At 63.3% G+C, this 18,864-nt stretch carries 16 protein-coding genes and 1 pseudogene; 1 reads left to right on the top strand and 16 read right to left on the bottom strand.

Annotated features, from left to right (window positions below; all coding sequences use genetic code 11):
* Positions 1-152: 152 nt before the first annotated feature.
* The 16 genes and pseudogenes from RZE77_RS11510 to RZE77_RS11435 all read right to left on the bottom strand — a co-directional run bounded on the left by RZE77_RS11510 (position 153) and on the right by RZE77_RS11435 (position 17,475).
* Positions 153-1,763, bottom strand: a complete 1,611-nt coding sequence (locus RZE77_RS11510) for a carboxylesterase family protein (RefSeq protein WP_319442339.1) — start codon at positions 1,761-1,763, stop codon at positions 153-155.
* A gap of 535 nt (positions 1,764-2,298) precedes the next feature.
* Positions 2,299-3,054: a maleate cis-trans isomerase family protein gene (locus RZE77_RS11505; RefSeq protein WP_319441954.1), complete on the bottom strand. Its 756-nt coding sequence runs from the start codon at positions 3,052-3,054 to the stop codon at positions 2,299-2,301.
* The gene (locus tag RZE77_RS11500; RefSeq protein WP_319441953.1) at positions 3,051-4,079 is read right to left on the bottom strand and encodes a carbon-nitrogen hydrolase family protein; all 1,029 of its coding nucleotides are present in this window, start codon (positions 4,077-4,079) and stop codon (positions 3,051-3,053) included. The genes RZE77_RS11505 and RZE77_RS11500 overlap by 4 nt, the downstream gene beginning before the upstream one ends.
* Positions 4,080-4,099: 20 nt before the next feature.
* Positions 4,100-4,804: an ABC transporter ATP-binding protein gene (locus RZE77_RS11495; RefSeq protein ID WP_319441952.1), complete on the bottom strand. Its 705-nt coding sequence runs from the start codon at positions 4,802-4,804 to the stop codon at positions 4,100-4,102.
* Positions 4,798-5,568 (bottom strand): ABC transporter ATP-binding protein, encoded by a 771-nt coding sequence (locus tag RZE77_RS11490; RefSeq protein WP_319441951.1) that lies wholly within the window; start codon positions 5,566-5,568, stop codon positions 4,798-4,800. Before RZE77_RS11490 ends, RZE77_RS11495 begins: the two co-directional genes overlap by 7 nt.
* Positions 5,561-6,535, bottom strand: coding sequence for a branched-chain amino acid ABC transporter permease (locus RZE77_RS11485; RefSeq protein ID WP_319441950.1), 975 nt, complete (start codon positions 6,533-6,535; stop codon positions 5,561-5,563). Before RZE77_RS11485 ends, RZE77_RS11490 begins: the two co-directional genes overlap by 8 nt.
* 19 nt (positions 6,536-6,554) lie before the next feature.
* Complete coding sequence (locus RZE77_RS11480) at positions 6,555-7,469, bottom strand: branched-chain amino acid ABC transporter permease (protein WP_319441949.1); 915 nt, start codon at positions 7,467-7,469, stop codon at positions 6,555-6,557.
* Complete coding sequence (locus tag RZE77_RS11475) at positions 7,466-8,653, bottom strand: ABC transporter substrate-binding protein (protein ID WP_319441948.1); 1,188 nt, start codon at positions 8,651-8,653, stop codon at positions 7,466-7,468. Before RZE77_RS11475 ends, RZE77_RS11480 begins: the two co-directional genes overlap by 4 nt.
* Before the next feature lie 25 nt (positions 8,654-8,678).
* A complete protein-coding gene (locus RZE77_RS11470; protein ID WP_319441947.1) occupies positions 8,679-9,590 on the bottom strand; it encodes a fumarylacetoacetate hydrolase family protein in 912 nt (303 codons plus the stop codon).
* An 86-nt stretch (positions 9,591-9,676) separates the two neighbouring features.
* On the bottom strand, positions 9,677-10,807 hold the full coding sequence (locus RZE77_RS11465; RefSeq protein WP_319441946.1) for a cupin domain-containing protein: 1,131 nt from the start codon (positions 10,805-10,807) through the stop codon (positions 9,677-9,679).
* A gap of 102 nt (positions 10,808-10,909) precedes the next feature.
* The gene (locus RZE77_RS11460) at positions 10,910-11,854 is read right to left on the bottom strand and encodes a GntR family transcriptional regulator (RefSeq protein WP_319441945.1); all 945 of its coding nucleotides are present in this window, start codon (positions 11,852-11,854) and stop codon (positions 10,910-10,912) included.
* Between the two features lie 291 nt (positions 11,855-12,145).
* Positions 12,146-12,373, bottom strand: coding sequence for a cupin domain-containing protein (locus tag RZE77_RS11455; RefSeq protein WP_405547434.1), 228 nt, complete (start codon positions 12,371-12,373; stop codon positions 12,146-12,148).
* 991 nt (positions 12,374-13,364) lie between these two features.
* Positions 13,365-13,767: pseudogene (locus RZE77_RS11450) on the bottom strand (transposase); the annotation flags it as partial.
* Positions 13,768-13,981: 214 nt separating this feature from the next.
* Positions 13,982-14,971, bottom strand: coding sequence for a Bug family tripartite tricarboxylate transporter substrate binding protein (locus RZE77_RS11445; RefSeq protein ID WP_319441944.1), 990 nt, complete (start codon positions 14,969-14,971; stop codon positions 13,982-13,984).
* On the bottom strand, positions 14,968-15,852 hold the full coding sequence (locus tag RZE77_RS11440) for an SDR family oxidoreductase (RefSeq protein ID WP_319441943.1): 885 nt from the start codon (positions 15,850-15,852) through the stop codon (positions 14,968-14,970). The genes RZE77_RS11445 and RZE77_RS11440 overlap by 4 nt, the downstream gene beginning before the upstream one ends.
* 21 nt (positions 15,853-15,873) lie before the next feature.
* Entirely contained in the window at positions 15,874-17,475 is a 1,602-nt protein-coding gene (locus RZE77_RS11435) for an AMP-binding protein (RefSeq protein WP_319441942.1), read from the bottom strand.
* A gap of 140 nt (positions 17,476-17,615) precedes the next feature.
* Here RZE77_RS11435 and RZE77_RS11430 point away from each other — a divergent pair, with 140 nt between their 5' ends.
* On the top strand, positions 17,616-18,497 hold the full coding sequence (locus tag RZE77_RS11430) for a shikimate kinase (protein ID WP_319441941.1): 882 nt from the start codon (positions 17,616-17,618) through the stop codon (positions 18,495-18,497).
* Positions 18,498-18,864 lie beyond the last annotated feature (367 nt).

Here is an 18,864-nt window from a genome sequence, read left to right as displayed (position 1 = left end):
GTCGAGATGTGGCCTACGAGTCACGAGCCCGGCGGAGACGATCGCCGCCGGGCTGGTTTTCTGTTCTCCTATCACAAGCGGATGCTGCCTGGGTACTTTGCAGTTCCACCGCGTAGCGTTCAACCGTTACACGCGCACTCTTCCTGCACTTTTTACTGCGTTGCAGCCCGGATCGGATCCCAGATGCTGCTGCAGAAGTGACGCTGATCGAAATCCGCAGTGCTGCGAAGTTGCCCAGCGCCTGGCGAAAAGATTTGTGTGGCCGGGAAGGCATCGAATCGCGGCATCGAACTGCCGTTCGGATCGAGATTTGCGACGAAGTTGCCCCAATACCTGCGCATGGACAACGCCAGTTGCTGCTGGTCCGCATTAAAGGCGGCGCCGAGGTCGAAGAGGTAGTTCAAATCCGCGGTGTGCTGGGAGCCCAATGGAAACCCGACCGTGTTGCTCGGCTGGGGTGAGGCCGGGTCGTCAAGCTCGAAGGCATGGACCTTCACATACCGAGCGAGCGCCGATCCCGCGGCGCGAGCGCTACAGGCAACGGCGGCGTCTCCCCACAGCTGGGCCAGAGCCATATCGGCACTAGGCGCGTCGTTCAGGAAGCCGTTCTTGAAGTTCGCCGCCGGATACGATGTGGCCAGCAGATTCGTAAGATCGCTCGTGATGGCCGACGGCTTCAGGATGCTCACATATGGGCTGTCGATCGGGTCTGGAGTGGGACGAGACAGCAACTTGCGGATGATTTGGGAATAGGTGCAGGTCACCGGGACTGCAGTGGTGCCGCAATAGGCGTTCGGTTGCTGCAAGTTATAGTTCGCCGGTCCGCCTGCGGCGAGCATCAATGCGGGCGCGGGCAGCGGTGCGAGCAGGCGGGCGAGGAAGAAGCGCCCCTCATTTGCAGTAACACCTTCCATGACGGGCACCTTGATGAACCGCCCAGACTCGAAAGCGGCTTTCGGTGTGAGCGGCACGATCTTCGTGTTGTGGACCGGCCCAAGGTTGTAACGCCCGAAGACCCGGCCTTGGGATGCGAGCACTTGCGCCACTGTCTTCGAACGCATGCATGCTGCTGAATCGCACCCGAGATCCGCCTCGAAAGCGGCGCCCACGGTGGCTTGGCGCGATGCTGCGCTCACGCTCTCAGTGGTGTAGTAGAAGAACGATCCGCTCTGGACGATTGCAGCCCTGAACAGGTTCTGTGCCGTGCTCGTGGACGTGAGCGTCGCGATCACGCTCATACCACCGGCTGACTCTCCAGAGAATGTCACCTTCGCCGGGTCCCCGCCAAATCCCGCTATGTTGTCGCGCACCCACCGCAGCGCGAACTGCTGGTCCATCAGCCCGTAGTTGCCTGCGTCCCCGACCTCCTCGAAATCATTGGCGGCAGAGGCGGTCAGCTTGCTGTTGCTCAACCAGCCGAGCGCTCCGAGCCGGTAGTTTATGGTGACCACAATCATGTTGTTGTCGGCCGCAAGATTGGTCGCGGGGTAGGCTTGCCCGCTGCCCGCAACGAACCCGCCGCCGTGGCTAAAGACGAGAACGGGGAGCTTGGCGTCAACCTTCGCGTCGGGCGGGACGTAGACATTCAGGAATAGGCATTCCTCAGCCTCGTTGGCAGCGCCCACTGAAGGGCAGGCGGCACCAAACGTGTTTGCAATCTTGGTGTCGGTGGCCCCCACGGGTGCCTGGGGTGGTTGCCAGCGAGGTGCGTTTGCATACTGAATTCCCCTGAACTCAGTTCCTCGTCCCAAGGGAGAAGCCATTCCCTGGAACACTCCACTAGAGGTCTTGACGCCCTGTGAACTCACAGGCACAGGCACAGGCGGCGGCGAGTCTGCATTGCCGCCACCACAAGAAGCGAGGATGGTCGCGAGTGCGAGTCCGAGCACTGAGGACAGACTGCGGTGGAAGAATTGAAAGCGTTGATGATTTTCCAATTTTGACTCCGATAAGGTCGACTTGACAGGGCATCCGCCCGAGTCATCCGGTAGCGGCAGGCGAGTTCTTCGCGGCTGTACCGATGGACAGGAGGCGGATTCACAGATAGGTGTGCTCATCGCTCAACTGACATACAGGCCGTCCTTGCCCAGTTGGGGCGAGCTCCGAGGAACCCAGGCGGTGGTGCCGGCGAAACCGAGGAGCTTTGCCACGCCCCGGGGCATGGACATCAGGGCGGCGAGTGAGCCGACGGTCTCAACGTTTCCTGGCTACGGGGGAATTCATCATGTCGGATCTCCTGGAAGTAATGAGTGGAATGTGTCGTGTCGAAGGAGAAGCGGTTGTCGTCAGTCGTACCCCTTAGTAGCGGCCCGACAGCAGCGAGCCGACGCCGGGCACCTCGGCTTTCAATCCCAGGCGTTTGAGCATCATGTAAGTCGTCGATATCGCCGAGGACACGACCGGCAGTCCAGTCCTGCTTTCGATCAGCTGCACCGATGCGAGCGAAGGCATTTGCACGCACGCGGAAGCCACGATCGCGTCGACGCCACGCGTCTGCAGCTTCTTCGTGATCTCGGCTGGGGCCAGGGGATCCTGCCGGCCCACTTCGAGGTTGTCGGGAATCTCGAGCGAAATGCTGTCGACCACTTCGATGCCTTCGTTCTCCAAGTAGTCGATGACGAGTTGGGTCAACGGTTTCATGTAGGGCGTAAGGATCGATACCTTCTGCGCGCCGATGGCGTGCAAGCCATCTACCAGCGCGCCGGCGCTGGTCACAACCGGTGTCGGCGCCCCGTTCTCGATCGCGCGCCTCTCCAGGCGCGCCTCGGAGGTTCGGTGGTAGCCCAGACCCATGCTCATGATGGCGACAAGGCAGGCGTAACCTAGAACGTCCACCCGCGCGTCGGACAGTTCGAGCGCGCACCGGTCGCTGTCGCTGTCCATGGCGGCGAGCTCATCCTTGGTCACCTTCTTCATGCGCATGCGACTGGAATGGAAGGTGAAGCGTTCGGGATGGACGGCCTCACGCGCGCGCAAGATGGCAGGAATCTCCGTCTCCATGGTTGTGTTCGACGAGGGCACGATTTGCCCTATCCGAAAGCTGCGAGCGCTCATGGCTGGAACTCCCCGGTTTCGTTAGCAGCCGGCCGGTCGTCATTGGACGTATCGACGACCGGTTCGTCATCGAGACGCACAGCCTGCTGCGCGCGTCGATTCACGCGCAAGTCGAAAACGTCGAAGCGGTTGTAGTGCCCGGTGATGTCGTGCATCTGGCGCGGCTGGATGCACCGCGACAGGTCGATGTCCGCATACACGATGCCCTCGCTGTCGATCAGGGGCTCGCCGATGACGCGGCCGTCCGGACCGAGAACGCCAGAGAACGCGCTGTTGCGGCGCTCGAGTTGGGCCTTCACTTTCGGGTCACCGCCGCTGATGGCCTCCACGATCTCGGGAGAAATGGTGGAACAGGCCACCACGGTGAAGACCTTGCCTTCAAACGAATGCGCTGCCGCCCGCACCTTGATCGCTTCGGCCATGTCGTAGTCCGGCGGCGCCACCGGCAGCGAGATGTAGCTCGCGACGTGCACCAGTTCGCCTTGCGCAAGCAGGGAGAATCGGGCCAGCGTATTGGTGTTTTCGCCGCAAGCCAGTGCGCCAAGCTTCCCGATCGCGGTGTCGTAGACCCGCAGCGACGAACCGTCGCCGTTGGCCCATGTGAGCTTCTCCGCCCAGGTCGGCACCAGCTTGCGGTGCCGACCCAGCAGCCGGCCGTCCGGCCCGACGATCACCAGCGTGTTGTAGATCGTCCCGATACCCGTGCGGCTGCGTTCGTTGACGCCCACCACGACGTGGACGCTGTTCGCCTTGGCGGCCGCGCTGATGCGCTGGATCTCCGGACCGGGGATTTCGATCGCGCTGCGGCACAGCTTCTCGAACCAGGAGCTGCCCTCGATCGGGTTCATCACCCAGCTCCAGTAGGGATACCCGGCGACGAACACTTCGGGGAACGCCACCAACGAGGCGCCGTTGCCAGCCGCTTCACAGATGAGCGCGCACACTTTCTCGACGGTCGCGTCCGTGTCGAGGAAGACCGGCGCGGCCTGGACGGCCGCCGCCTTGAACTTCGGAAGATCTAGCATTGCAGTGGTCCTTTTAAAAATCAGATGCCCAGGTAGCGTTGCGCGAGGTCGGGCCGCGACGCCAACTCGGAGGGCGAGCCCATCCACACCACCCGGCCCTTCTCGACGATGTGGTGCACATCGATCAGGTCGGCCATTTCGGTGAGGTTCTTGTCGATGACCAGAATGGTCAGCCCTTGCGACTTGAGGGCCTGGAGGCACGTCCAGATTTCCTTGCGAATGAGCGGCGCCAGGCCTTCGGTGGCCTCGTCCAGAACCAGCAGACGCGGATTGGTCATCAGCGCACGGCCCAGCGCCAGCATCTGCTGCTCGCCGCCCGAGAGCGTTTGCGCCGATTGCTTGCGCCGCTCCCGCAGGCGGGGAAACAACTGGAAGACGCGGTCGAGCGACCAGTTATCGCCGCCGCCGATCAGACGCGCATGCGCCGTTGCGACCAGGTTCTCCTGCACCGACAGCGAGCCGAAGATTCGCCTGCCTTCCGGAACCAGCCCCACGCCCAGCCTCGCCACCGCGTGCGGCGCCAGTTTGTTGAGCGATGCGCCGGCCAAGCTGATGCGCCCGGTGCGGGCGGGCAGCATGCCCATGAGCGTGCGAACGGTGGTCGTTTTGCCCATTCCGTTGCGCCCCACCAGCGAAATGACGTCACCCTGGCGAGCCTCGAAACCCATGTCGAACAGGATCTGGCTGTTGCCGTAGCCCGCGGTGAGATTTTCGACAGTCAGCATGCGCCGTCCCCCAGGTAGGCGGTTCGCACTTCAGGATGCTCGCGCGCCTGGCCGGGGGTGCCCGTGAAAATGGTCTTGCCGTAGACCAGCACGGTGATGCGGTCGGCGAGCGTGAACACCGCGTCCATGTCGTGCTCGACCAGCAACATGCCGTACTGGCCTTTGATGGCCATCAATTGATCGGTCATGCGCGCGGACTCCTCCGGTCCCATGCCGGCCATCGGTTCATCCAGCAGCAGCAAGCGGGGCTCTCGCGCCAGCGCCACCGCCAGTTCGAGCTGTCGCTTCTCGCCGTGCGCGAGGTCCGCGACCCTGACGTTCGCGCGTTCCGCCATACCGACCTGTGTCAATCGAGCCATGGCCTGTTCGACGAGACGCGCATCGCTTCGGGGATTGCTCCAAGCTTGGAACGCCCTTCCCGTCTTGAGCAGCAGCGACAGCAGCACGTTGTCGGCCGCCGTGTATTCGGCGAAGAGCTCGGTGATCTGGAATGAACGCCCCAGGCCCAGCCGTGCGCGGGCGAACGCCGGCGTGTGCGTCACGTCGCGGCCGTCCAGCAGGATCTGTCCCGAGTCGGGCCGTTGCTCACCACAGATTTGGGCGATCAGCGTCGACTTCCCGGCGCCGTTGGGTCCAATCAACGCGTGAATTTCTCCGGCGCGAACGCCGATGTGCACGCCGTTGGTGGCCACAACGGCGCCGAACGCCTTGCGCAGGTCGCGCACCGTCAGCAGCTCCGGGGAAGTCATGGCAACATCAATCATGGCCGGCCCGCAGCCAGCCGCCGAACAGGCCGTTCCTTCCAGCCAGCACCACTAGCACCAACAGCGGGCCCATCACGATCATCCAGTGCTCGGTCCATGCCGAAAGGGTCTGCTCGAGGCCGAGAAATACAGCCGCGCCAGCGATCGGCCCCAGCAAGGTGCCCACGCCACCGAGAATGACGATGGCCATGAATTCGCCGGACTTGGTCCACGAGGCCATGTCGGGCGTGACCAGGCCGGCGAAGTTGGCCCACAGGATGCCGGCCAGCCCGGTTCCGGTGGCGGACAGCACGAAGGCGATGAGCCGGTGCGGTGTCGGGGCGACGCCCAGGTTGACGGAACGCCGTTCGCTCTGGCGCAACCCCTGGAGAACCAAGCCGAACCGCGAGTTCACCAATCGGATGCAGAGGAAGGTCCACGCGGCCAGCAATGCCAGGCAGACGTAGTAGAAGGTCGCCGGATGCTTGAGGTCCAGGCCGGGCAGCGGGTTGCGCTGCGGCATCATCAAGCCGTCGTCGCCGCCGTAGATCTGCAGCGACATGAGCACGAAGTACACCATCTGGCCGAACGCCAGCGTGATCATGATGAATTGAACGCCGCGCGTGCGAAGCGCGAGGTAGCCCGTTGCCAAGCCAAGAAGTGCGCAGCAGGCCAGCGCCAGCGGCCACGCAATAAGCGCCTGCTGGCTGTCGCCCCAGCCGAAGAGCGGGCTGCCCTGCTTGGCGTGGAAGGCGATGATGGCGACCACGTATCCGCCCAGACCGAAGAACATGGCATGGCCGAAACTCACGAGCGCGCCATACCCGAGCACCAGGTCGAGTGAGACCGCCGCCAGCCCGTAGATAGCGAAGCGGGTGACGAGGTTGAGGAGATAGGGTGTCCCCGTCAGCGACGCCACCACAGGCGTCAGGCACAGCAGCGCCAGCCCGCCAAGCGCGAACCACACTGCACGTGGGGAACTGGTCAAGACGTTTGCACTTTTCACATCATCCTTTCATGGGGAACAGCCCCAGGGGGCGAACGATCAGCACGGCCGCCATCACCAAATAAATGCTGGCCGATGCCAGGCCCGCGGCCAGCGGGTCGGCGACCGTCGGAGTGAACAGACCGCCGAGCAACTGGGGCAGGTAGGCCCGCCCTAGGCTGTCCACCATGCCCACGAGGATTGCGCCGACCAAGGCCCCGCGCACCGATCCCACGCCGCCGATCACGATGCAGACGAACGTGGTGATCAACACACGCTCGCCCATGCCGATCTCGACGGCCAGCAAGGGGGCCGCCATCACCCCGGCCAAGCCGCAGAGCAGCGCGCCCAGGCCAAAGACGATGGTGTAGAGGTTGCGGATGTCGACGCCCAGTGCATCCACCATCTCGCGGTCATCCGCACCGGCGCGCACCAGCATGCCCACCCGCGTGCCGTTGACCAGCAGCCATAGGCCCAGCGCGACCAGCGCACCCACGCCAATGAAGGCAAGCCGCAAGACCGGGTACTCGAAACCGGGCAGCAACGTCACTGCGCCATCCAGGGCCGCGGGCGTCACAGCCAGCGGCGGCGTGCGTCCGAACAGCATGCTCACCGCTTCGTTGGTGAAGAGGATCAAGCCAAAGGTGGCCAGCACTTGGTAGAGGTGATCGCGTCGGTAGAGCCGGCGTATCACAAGGACTTCGACGACCAGCCCGTACAAGGCCGCGCCGACAAGCGCGGCCACCATCCCTGCGAGGAACGAACCGGTCCTTGCGATGGCGAACGTCGCGCAGTAGGCTCCGACCATGTAGAAAGAGCCGTGGGTCAGGTTGACGACGCCCATGATCCCGAAGATCAAGGTGAGCCCTGATGCCAGCATGAACAGCATCGCGCCGAACTGGAGCCCGTTGAGCAACTGCTCGAACAGCAGCATCATGACGGCATCTTGCATTGGTCGGCGTAAGCGTCCTTGTCGTCACTGACGATCTTGCGGACGACCTTGGGCGCCAGTTCACCGCCGGCGCTCCTCTCGATGCGCATGAGGTACAGGTCCTGGATCGGATGCTGGTTGGTGTTCAGCCGGAACTTGCCGCGCAGGGAAGTGAACTCGGCTTTGCGCATCGCGGCGCGGAAAGCGTCGGCTTTGGTCAAGTCACCGTTGACGGCCTTCAGGCCCGACCCGATCCACTGCGCGGTGTCATAGGCCTGCATCGCGTAGTCAGTGGGAATGCGGCCATAGGCTTTCTTGAACGCCTCGACGAACTGCTGCGATGCCTCGTTATCCATGGCGACCGACCAGATGCCCGTGGTGTAGAACCCTTCCGACGCTGCCCCCGTCGCGGCGAGCATGCGACTGTCCATTGAGAAACCCGGCACGACCACGGGGATGGTCTTGGACAAGCCCGCGTTGGCGTATTGCTTGGCGAAGTTGATGCCAGCGCCGCCCGGGTGGAACTGGTAGACCGCGTCCGGCACAAGGGAGCGGATACGCGCCAGTTCGACGGAGAAATCCGATTGGTCGAGCTTCGTGTAGATCTCGGCCAGCACCTGGCCCTTGTACGTGCGCTTGAAGCCAGCCAGCGCATCGCGGCCGGCCTGGTAGTTGGGCGCAAGCAGCACGACGCGCTTGTAGCCCAGTTGGTTGGCCGCGACGCCGCCTGCCGTGTGGAAGGCATCGTTCTGGTAGGACGCCACGAAATAGTTGCGATTGCAGTTGGCGCCCGCGAAATTGGAGGGGCCGGGGTTCAGGCTCACGTAGAAGTGCTCTGCGTCGACAACGCTGGGGACCACGGCCGCCAGCACGTTCGAGAAGTTCACCCCGGTGTACAGGCGGATGCCCGACTGCACCATACGGTCAGCCGACTGCTTGGCGTTGGCGGGCTTCAGGCCATCGTCCTCGACCACCAGTGCCACCGGCACGCCGCCCAGTTTTCCGCTGCCTCGCGTGATGGCCAGGGTAAAGCCGTCGCGCTCGTCTTCCCCAATGTAGCCCGCAGGGGTGGACAAGGTCGTGATGAAGCCGATCTTCACCGGGTCGGCGGCATACGCTGGATGGACGCCTGCCAGTACCGCGACGAGCAGGCCGGCAACGCCAAGGTTTCTGAACATGTTTTTATCCATGAAATGAATTTGGAAAGGGACTCGCCTAGACGGCGACGACCGGGTGGCGCAGCGTGCCGATACCTTCGACGCAGGCGATCACGATGTCTCCGGGCCAGAGCCATTCCTGCGGATTGCGGCCGGCGCCAACGCCATCGGGCGTGCCGGTAGCGATGATGTCGCCGGGCTCCAGGGTGATGCCGGCGCTGATGTCGGCAATGAGGTGAGGGACCTTGAAGAGCATGTGGCGGGTGTTCGACCGCTGCTTCTCCTTGCCGTTGACGGTAAGCCAAAGGTCCAGGGTGTGCGGCTCGGGGATTTCGTCGGCGGTGACGATGCACGGGCCGAACGGCGCGTAGCTGTCCTGGCCCTTCGAATAGATCCATTGGCCCCCGCGGCGGCAGTCGCGCGCGCTCATGTCGATCATGACGCTGTAGCCGAACACGAACGACAGTGCGTCGGCCTCGGTAACGCGGCTGGCTCGACGCCCCATGATCACCGCGAGCTCGACCTCCCAATCCAGTTGCTGGGTGATCTTCGCGTTGTGCTCGATCGCGTCGCCCGGCCCGATCACGGCCGTCGGGGGCTTGGAGAAGATGACCGGCTGCTTTGGCAACTCGTTCGCGGTATCCAGCGCGCGGCTCGACTCCGCGATGTGCTCCGCATAGTTGAGCCCGATGCCGAAGATGTTTTTGCGCGGGCGCGGGATCGGTGCGAGCAGCTTCACGTTCACCAGTGGCTGTGCAACGCCCACTGGCCACTTTCCAGCGTGTTCCGCGAGCAGCGCGCCGGCCACTCGCACGGCGTCCGGTCCCAGGTCGATAAAATCCAGGATGTCGCGCGGGAAATTGATGCCCGCGGCGCTTCCCAGCGACTCAAGGTCCACCACGTGCTCGCCTACCATTGCGCCCAGTCTGGCGGCGGCGGCGGCATGGCTTCTGTACGTTACGAGGCGCATTCAGTTCTCCGAAATAATTAAAAAAAAACAAAGCAGTCCCCACCACGCGTGTGGGCGCGTGTGCTGGTGTTCGGGTGGGGTGTGGACTAGGCCGGGGTGACCGTTTGTCGGCCTGCGCTGTCACTCAAGGCTTCCTCGCGGTACAGCCCCAGTGATTTCATGACGGGCAGGTCACTGAAACAGAACAGGCATGCGTCGTCGGTGGTGGACGTATTCGCGTGCTCATGGAACATCCACGAGGGAACGCAGAAGATGTCGCGTTCCTGCCAGTCAAAGCGCTGGCCATTGACGACGGAGAAGCCACGGCCCTTCGCCACCTGGTACAGGTAACTTCCGGTGTGCCTGTGCGCCAGCGTGTGCTCGCCAGGCCGCAGCAGTTGCATGCTGGCGCCGATGGTGGGCATCACGGGGCCACCCGTGACCGGGTTGACGTAATGCATCAGCGTGCCGTCAAAGGGACTGCCTTCGCTGACCTTGGACAGGCGCACCAGTGCGTCATAGGTGGGAGCCCATTCGTATTTGAAGAGGGGCGAGTAGCTCTCGCTCCAGGTGCTGACTTGGGGCCGCAACGCGACGCCACCCCACAACGCGCTGGTGTCGTTCACAGGATGGGTCACCGCCTGCTTCAGGTCTGGGTGCACGACATAAAAGCCCGCTTCCAGCGCATTGATCAGCGGTATGTCCAAGCCGTCCTGCCAGATGCAAGTGCTGCCGTCCTCACTCACGCCATGCTCGTGCCAGGTTCCACTCGGCGTCAGGACGAAATCGTTCACGCCGAGCGTCATTTTGTGGCCGTCCACCACGGTGTAGGCGCCGCTGCCTTCCATGATGAAGCGCAAGGCCGATGCCGAGTGGGCATGAGCGGAAGCGGCCTCACCGGGGCGCATGACCTGCAGGCCTGAGTACAGCCAGCCGACGGCGGCCGCCACGTCCTGACGCCCTGGATTGTTCAGGTAGATCACCCGTCGCCCGGCCTTCTGGGGCGTGACCAGTTCAACCGAACGCAGCACATGCGCGTGCAGATCGCGATAGCGCCAGAGTACCGGCACCGAAGAGGTTTGCGGCTGCCAGGGCTCGATCTTGTTAGCGACCGTCCACAGCGCCCCGGTTGCGAGGGCCTCTAGCTCCGCGTAATAGCTGAGCAATGCGGGACTGTCGGCGACGTCGGCGCGCCCTGCCACGCTCTCGCGGTACGCGTCATATGCCAATGCAGCCATAAGCTCTTCTCCGGTTCTATTTTCGAAAACAGACTGGAGTTTATAAAGAAAATCTCATGTGTCAAGAAATTTGCCCCGTTGCAGCGGCCGGACCGCCAACTGTCAGGAGACTTCTTTTGCGGGCAGCTGCCTAGCGTTGATGGCCGCGGCAATCATGTTGCCGGTGTCCCTGTAATGCTTGGCCAGGAGCGCGCTGGCCATGTCGCTATCGCGTCCCACCGTCGCGGCCAACAGATCGGCATGTTCCCTGTTCACGTCCCGCTTGATGGGTTTGGAGGGCGCATAGGGATTGTTGGCGCCGCGCAGGTTGGGAAGCCGGTAGCGCTCTGTCTGCACGTAGAACTGCGCTGACAATTGCTTGAGCCAGCTGGAGTTGCAGCACGCGATCAAGCTTCGGTGAAACTCGAGGTGACGCAATTCGAGGAGCTCCTCGGCTTCCTGTGCTAGCCTGCCTGTATCCCATGGCTTGGCGGCCAGCTTCAACGCGTGGAAAGCACTCACCAGTTGCACTTCCCAGGCATCGTCGCCATTGCGGATGGAGCGCCTGAGCGCTTCGCAGTCGATGAGGATGCGGGTCTCGATCGCGTCCCACATTTCCTCCTCTGAAAGGGGCGCCACCTTGAACCCTTTCGAAGGACTGGACACCACCAGCCGTTCACCCTCAAGGCTGGTGAGGGCTTCCCGGATGGGCGAGAAACTGATGCCATACCGCCCCTTGAGGAATTCCAGCTTGAGCGTCTGGCCGGGCTCGAGAACGCCTTGGGTGATATCCCTTCGCAGCGACCTCCGCGCCTGCTCTGCCAGTGAGAGGTCCTCGCGCTGACTGTCTGTAGGCTGTCCTTCGATGGACGCCAAACGCGCCGTCTTAACTCCATGCTTCATCTCTACCTTGCCCTTTCCGTTGCTGGCCCTGTTGTCCACTCTAATTATAAAATGACTAGATTTTTCGAAACCCAGAGGTTCTAGGTTGGGTGTTTTTGAAGCCAGCGTGGCGACGCGGCAGCGGCGCTGACTGCCAAGATATGAAATTGCAGAGTCGTGCTGCATCGAATGCGCCTCCGTTGGGGTTCGGGCCGTTTCGCCGATAGCTTTGCCCACCTCGCCCTTTCGGCCGCACTCATCCTCGCGCCCGCTCAGGAGCCAGCGTTGCGTTGTCCGCAGAGGCTCAACGCAAACAGCGTGTGCAATTGCGCGGTGTTCTTCGCCAGCCCCCTGTAACGCACCTTGGACCTGCCCTCTCCTGCCATGCCATTCACAACGAGGAAGTTGGGGTTGAAGATTAATTCAAGCGGCCAGCCGCACCACCCTGACGACCAGTTCGATGGCTCAGCTGGCGAATCATCGGCTCGTCGCCGCCGTGGTGTGCGTGCCGGCCCATGGACGGGGTGATGATGAAATCGCCTGGATGGGTGCCAGCTCGCCGTCCACCGTGGTGGTGGCGCCGCGGCCTTCGAGCACGAACCGCAGCGCCGATTGGCTGTGCCGATGTAGCGGTGCGGATTCGCCGGGCAGGATGAGCTGAATGCCGGCGTAGAGGGTGTCAGTGACGCGCAGTTGGTCACCCACCGAAGGGTTCCTCGTTCCTCGGCCTAGCGCAGATCGTTTCGCACTCAGAGTTGATCGCGTTGGTGCCGCAGCGCCCAGCCCGCATCCTCGCGCGCAACCATTTGACCAAGGTGCTCGGACTTCCGATCGACATCGCAAGCTTCCCGGTCAAGCAGCAGTGCCATGTACGCCACCACCGCGATCCGGCTTTTGCCCTGGACCGGGCGTGCCCGTGTTGGCCGGATAAAGTGCGCAACACCACGCGATGGCGTACGGCACCCTTCGGCGGACTCTCGGCGCCCCGGCGGCGGCGGCAGCATCGGTCTTTGCGGCGGAGCGCCTGGATCGCCATCTCTCGTCGAGAGCTGAACACCGTCGCGTGCAGCGGCGGACCGAGATACAGACCGGTCGCGTCGGCCATGTCCCCTCAGCTGTGCCCTGCGCTGGTGGGCTACCGCGAAGCACTTCAGACCATGCCAGTGCCCAGCCATCGCGATGGTGAGCTTGACGAAGTAGCGTTCGTTACAAACACGCGCGGTAGATGCTCACATCAAATTGGAATACATATGAGCACTGAAACGCGCCGGATCGATTCGCCCCCCTTCACACCGCATCGGAAAAAGCGGATTCGGACATTGCCCCGAAACGCGCGCGGTGCACGAGCGCCGCGCGAAAATTGGAATGCTCCGCGCGCAGCCCACAGCCAGCGAGCGTCGGATCGATCTGGCGACCCTGCCAACGGAGCGCTCTGGACTCGAGGGCAGTCGCCTCGCACCTCGCCGGGCGCACGCTACGGCTGCTGTGCCACGCAGACAGTGATGCGGCAAAAGAGAGAGAGGCAGAAAAAGAGAGAGGAAGAGGAAAACGAGAACGGGAGAAGAAGATAAAGGGCACCGGCCGTGCAGGCGGCCGGGCCCTGAGGCCTGGATGCGCCAAGCATGCGCGCCTCCTTCGCACAGGGGGACGCGGACAAAAACTTGAACTGGTTTAACGCCGCAAGTCCAAGACTCTCTCAGTATTCGATGGGACTGAGAGAGTTCAGTGAGATCTTGATCTGCTGTTCGTTGTACCAGCGAATATAGGAGTCCACTGCCTGTATGAACTGCTCGATGGTTATGGACTGCCAATTGCGAGGATAGAACAGCTCGGTTTTCAACCGGCCGAAGAAGCCTTCGCACGCCGCGTTGTCAGGCGAGTACCCCTTGCGCGACATCGGGCGAATGAGCTTCGCATCAGCGATGCGCGAGCCAGCTTGGCCAGCGATGGTGGGCAACACGATCGGAGTGAGCGACGGGCCGATCTTCGGAATCGACCACCGTCTCGATGGCCGCGTCCAGCATCGTGTTGACGAGTTCAGCGTCCGGGCGCGTACCGAGCGACCAGCTGACGACCATGCCGTCGAAGCAGTCGATCACGCGGAGGACAACGTGGGTGATGTCAGTCATGCAGATCCGAAACCTACGCTGCGCCTTTGCGGGCTCGAAAACCGCCTGCTGGCTTGTGATGCCGCGCAGGAGTTCCAACGCTTGCCGGACTGGCTCCATGGCCCCGTTGATTAAGGTACACGACGGGGCGCCGGAAGTCTTGGGTAGCGCGGTCAATCGGCTGAGCGCGCGAGGCAAGCGCTTGTCAGGAATCCGCGGTGAAGCCCACGCGCTTAACCAGCGGCGCCCAACGCTCGTACTCTGCTTTCTGCGACTGCGCCATCGCTTGCGGAGTTGAGCCGCGGGCTTGCAAGCCCACGACTGCCAGACTGTCCACCAGGCTTTTCTCCTTCAGTGCGCGGTTGATGGCCTGATTGGCTCGCTCCACGAGCAGCGAAGGCGTCTTGGCCGGTGCATAGAAGCCGAACCACTCCTCCATCACGAATTCCGGGAACCCCTGTTCGCTGAAGGTGGGCACTTCGGGCGTGAAGGGCGAGCGCTGCTTGCCGGACGTGGCGAGCAGGCGTAGCTTGCCAGCCTTGTGATTGGGGATGAAATCGCCACTGGGAGTCAACATCGCGGCAAGCTGGCCGCCGACCAGGTCGGTGATGCCGGGTATTGAGCCGCGATAGGGCACATGCTTCATGTCCAAACCGTTGTTCATGCCCAGTAACGCACCGATGAAATGCGGCGCGGTACCAGCGCCCGGCGAGCCGTAGCTGGCTTGCAGCGGACTCGCCTTGAACCAGGCCAGCAGGTCCTTCACGGTTTTCACGTTCGCCGGCGCCATGGGGCCGACGGCTAATCCGAAATCCATGATGGCCGCGGTGGACACCGGCGCGATGTCGCGCACCGGGTCGTAGCTGAGTCGCGTGTAGATGTGCGGGTAAATGGTTGCGCACCCCTGCGGCGCGAGCGCGAGCACGCTGCCGTCCGAGGGGGAGGACTTGAGCAGATCCAATGCGATGCGCCCACCCGCCCCCGGGCGGTTCTCCACCACTGCGGGGTTTCTTGTGTAAGCCGAGCCTGCCAGTTGCTCGCCAACGCGGCGCGCGACCCCGTCGCCGCCGCTGCCCGCGGGAAATCCATAGTAGATCTTGACTTGGTCGATCGACTGCGCGGCAGCCGGCCTCAGCCCGGCAAGCAGGGCGCTGGTACCCAGCGTCACTTGCAGGATTTCGCGGCGAGTGCTCATGATGTTTCCTTTGTGAGAACCGACGAAGGGCGGGTCGGCCCGCCGGAAGGGAAAGCCGCCGGCTCGCGCTGCACCGAATCAAGCAGCATTTCACCGAACGCGTGTGAGCCCAGGTTGGTCAGCCCACCATCAATGGGAATGACGGCGCCGTTGATGTAGCTGGCCGAGCCGCTGACCAGGAACAGGGCCAGGTCGGCGACTTCGTCGAGACGCGCCTGCCGGCCCGAAGGCACGGTCGACAGCATGCGTTTCAGGCTGAGCTTGCCTTGGGGCGCCAGGCGGCGCATGCCCTCGGTGCCTTCCACCGGTCCCGGCGCGATGGCCAGGCAGCGCACGCCGTCGCCGCCCCACTCCACGCACAGGCAACGCACGAGCATCTCCACGCCGGCCTTGGCGGCGCACACGTGCGCCTGGCCTGCGATCGGCATGGTCCCATGCCCGGCGGAGATGGCAATGAAGCTGGCGCCGGGCTTGCGCAGGAAGGGATGAGCGGCGCGCGCAGTGTTAAATGTGCCGACGAGATCGATGTCCACCACTGTGCGAAAGGCGTTGCTGGACATGCCCAAAGCCGGCACCACGAAATTGCCGGCCGCACCGGCGATCACGATGTCGATTTCACCCCAGGCCTCGCAAGTACGGCGTAGCGCCGACTCGACCGCCGCATAGTCGCGCACGTCCGCGGAGATCCCCAGGGCCTGGCCGCCAGCCGCGCGAATCTCGAGTGCGGCCGCTTCGGCCCTGGCGGCATCACGGCCGATCAAGGCCACCTTGGCACCAGCGCCGGCGTAGCGTTTGGCGATGTGCAGGTTGATGCCGCTGGTGCCGCCAGTAATGAGCGCTGTGCGGCCTGCCAGCAAGCCGGGAGTGAAGATGTCAGGCATAGGTTTCCTTGGGTGGTCGGCTCAGGCGCGCAGACTGCGACGCAGGATCTTGCCGACGGGGCTCTTGGGCAGTTGGTCCACAAACACGAACTGGCGCGGCACCTTGTAGGCGGTGAGATTCGCACGGCAGTAGGCGATCAGGATTTCGCCCCTTAGCGCTGGATCACGGGCGACCACGAATGCCTTCAAAGCTTCACCGGTCCGCTCGTCCGGCACGCCGATGACGGCGCACTCCAGCACTTGCGCGTGGCCGGCCAGCACTGCTTCGACTTCGTTGGGGAAGACATTGAAGCCCGAAACCAGCACCATATCCTTCTTGCGGTCAGTCACAGTCACCGCGCCGCGGGCGTCTATGGCGCCCATGTCGCCCGTGCGCAGCCACCCTGCGGCATCGAGCACGGCGGCGGTCTCGCCCGGCTGCTGCCAGTAGCCTTGCATGACCTGCGGGCCTCTAATGCAAATCTCGCCCACAGTCCCTGCCGGGAGCGTCGTGCCGGCGTCGTCGCGGATCGCCACTTCGGTCGACGGGAGAGGCAAGAGGCCACTGCCGAAGCCCAGATGAACCGGATTCGAGAGTGCGAACGGCGAGGTTTCGGAGAGTCCGTAGCCTTCTGTGATGCGGCAGCCCGTTGCCATAAGCCATCGCTGTGCCAAGGAGGACTGCGTGGCGGCGCCGCCACTGACCGCCAGCCTAAGCGTCGAGAAATCGATGCGATCGAAGGCCGGAGAATTCAGCAGGCCGTTGAACAACGTGTTGACGCCGGAGAGCACCGTAAAACCCGGCTCAAGCGCCGCCGACACCTGCTGCGGATCGCGCGGGTTGGCGACCAGACGGTTCAAGGCACCGATCTGGATCATCAGCAGGCCGTTGAAGCTCAGGCCGAAGATGTGATACAGCGGCAACAGGGTGACCGCCACCTCGCCGGCTTCGCCGAGGCGGTACCAGGCTGCGCCCTGCTGAAGATTGGCCACCAGGTTGCCGTGAGTGAGACTCGCGCCCTTGGATACGCCTGTCGTGCCGCCGGTGTACTGCAGCAGCGCCATGTCCTGCAACCCGATGGGCGGCGGGCTGAATTCCAGACCGGCGCCCTTTGCCAGCACGTCGGCGAGGTGTTCCTCACCCGATTCAAGCGAGGCGGCCTCGGCGTTGGGACGGCGCGGATCACCAGTTCCCGCGACGATCACGCGCCGGATGTCGACCGCGGCGCGCACCTGACGCACCAGCGGCAGGACACTGTCCACCGCGACGATGGCTTTCGCACCCGAGTCGCCCAACTGGTGCTGCAGTTCGCGGCTCGTATACATCGGATTGACATTGACAACCACAAGGCCGGCACGCAGCGCGCCGGCCAGTGCCACCGGATAGGCCAGCAGGTTGGGCATCATGAGCGCAATGCGCTCACCGGGAACAAGCCCGCAGTCACCCAGCAGAAACGCGGCGAAAGCACGGGACAGCGCATCGAGCTCGCGATAGGTCAAGGCGGTGCCACCCTGCTCGTAGGCACGCCGCTCGCTGAAGCGGTCACAAGCAGCCGTGATCATTTCGCCGATGGACTCGAAGGCTCGAGCGTCGATGGTGGTCGGCACACCGGGCGAGTAATGCCCAAGCCACGGGAACGTCATTTTTGTCTCCTGCCATGGTGGCGATGAGACAGATCGTATATCTGCATCTCGCGTCAGAAAACAATCAAATAAGATACACAGCTCCTCCTATTCCAGCCGCCGTGGCCACCCGACCCAAGCCTTCCTCCGCATTGGCCCGAATGGACCGGCGCTCGCACGAGCAGCAGCTGCTTCAGCAGCTCGCTGCGCGCATCCGCTTCCTGCGCGACCAGCGGGGCATGTCTCGCATGTTGTTCGCCGAGCAGTCCGGCGTTTCAGTGCCGCACATTGCACGGCTCGAAGCGGGACAAGGAAACGTCTCCGTGCTGGTGCTCGACAGGCTGGCACGTGCTTTGGGGGTGACGCTCGACGCAGTATTCGCATCGCCCGAGGAGGCAGAGGGTGGCGATCGATCGCTCATCATCGAGTTCGTGCGCAAGCAGCCTCTGCGAGACCTGCCGGCATTGCGCCGCAGCCTGCTGCACAGCCTTGGAGAAACGTCTGGCTTGCGGCGCGTTGCTCTGTTGGGGCTGCGTGGCGCGGGCAAGTCCGCAGTGGGTGAGTTGCTGGCTCGACGCCTACGCATTCCCTTCGTTGAGCTGGATCACGAGATCGCCGCCGAGGCTGGAATGGATCTCGATGACATCTTTGCGATGTACGGGCAGAACGGTTATCGCACCCTGGAGCGGCGCGTGCTGGAACGTGTGCTGATACAGCAAGCCGAGGCCGTCATTGCCACCGGCGGAGGCATCGTGACGGATCCTTCGTCGTATGAACTGGTGATGCGGACTTGCTATACCGTCTGGATTCACGCAAAGCCAGAGATTTGCTTCCAGCGAGTACGGTCGCAGGGAGACACTCGCATTGCTGCGCCGTCGCTTCGCCGCCAGGCGATGGACAGCATACGCAGGACTATGTCGGCGCGCACCGAGCTGTACGCGGCCGCGCGGCTGGCAGTTGACACCAGCGCCCTGTCGGTCGAGGAAGGGGCCGAACGCATTCTCAAGGCGCTGAAGGCTGCCCGCCGCACGGGCCCGACATAGGCTCGCCGTTCAAGTGGGGCTCGTGTTCACACGCTCGAGCTATCGCTGCCCAAATCTCATCGCGTTGAGCAATTGCTTGTGCTCGCGTTAAAGGCGCCGGTACTGCTTGGGAGCAAGCACGCGCGCCCAGCCCCGCGGACATGGACGCCATCATGGTGATCGCGAAGAAGCATGGTCTTTTCGTCATCGAAGACTGCGCTTGGATCGCCTTCTTCTCGTCGAAGCTGAACACCGTCGCGTGCAGAGGCGGACCGAGATACAGACCGGTCACGTCGGCCATGCCCCTAAGCTGTACCATGCCCCTTGGGATATCTCGAAGCATTCAGACCATGGCAGTGCCCAGCCATCGCTATGGTGAGCTTGACGA

This window comes from Variovorax sp. SPNA7, from assembly GCF_033807855.1.
In the GTDB taxonomy this organism is placed as follows: Bacteria; Pseudomonadota; Gammaproteobacteria; order Burkholderiales; family Burkholderiaceae_C; genus Variovorax; species Variovorax beijingensis.
This window is presented reverse-complemented; position numbering and strand designations above follow the sequence as displayed.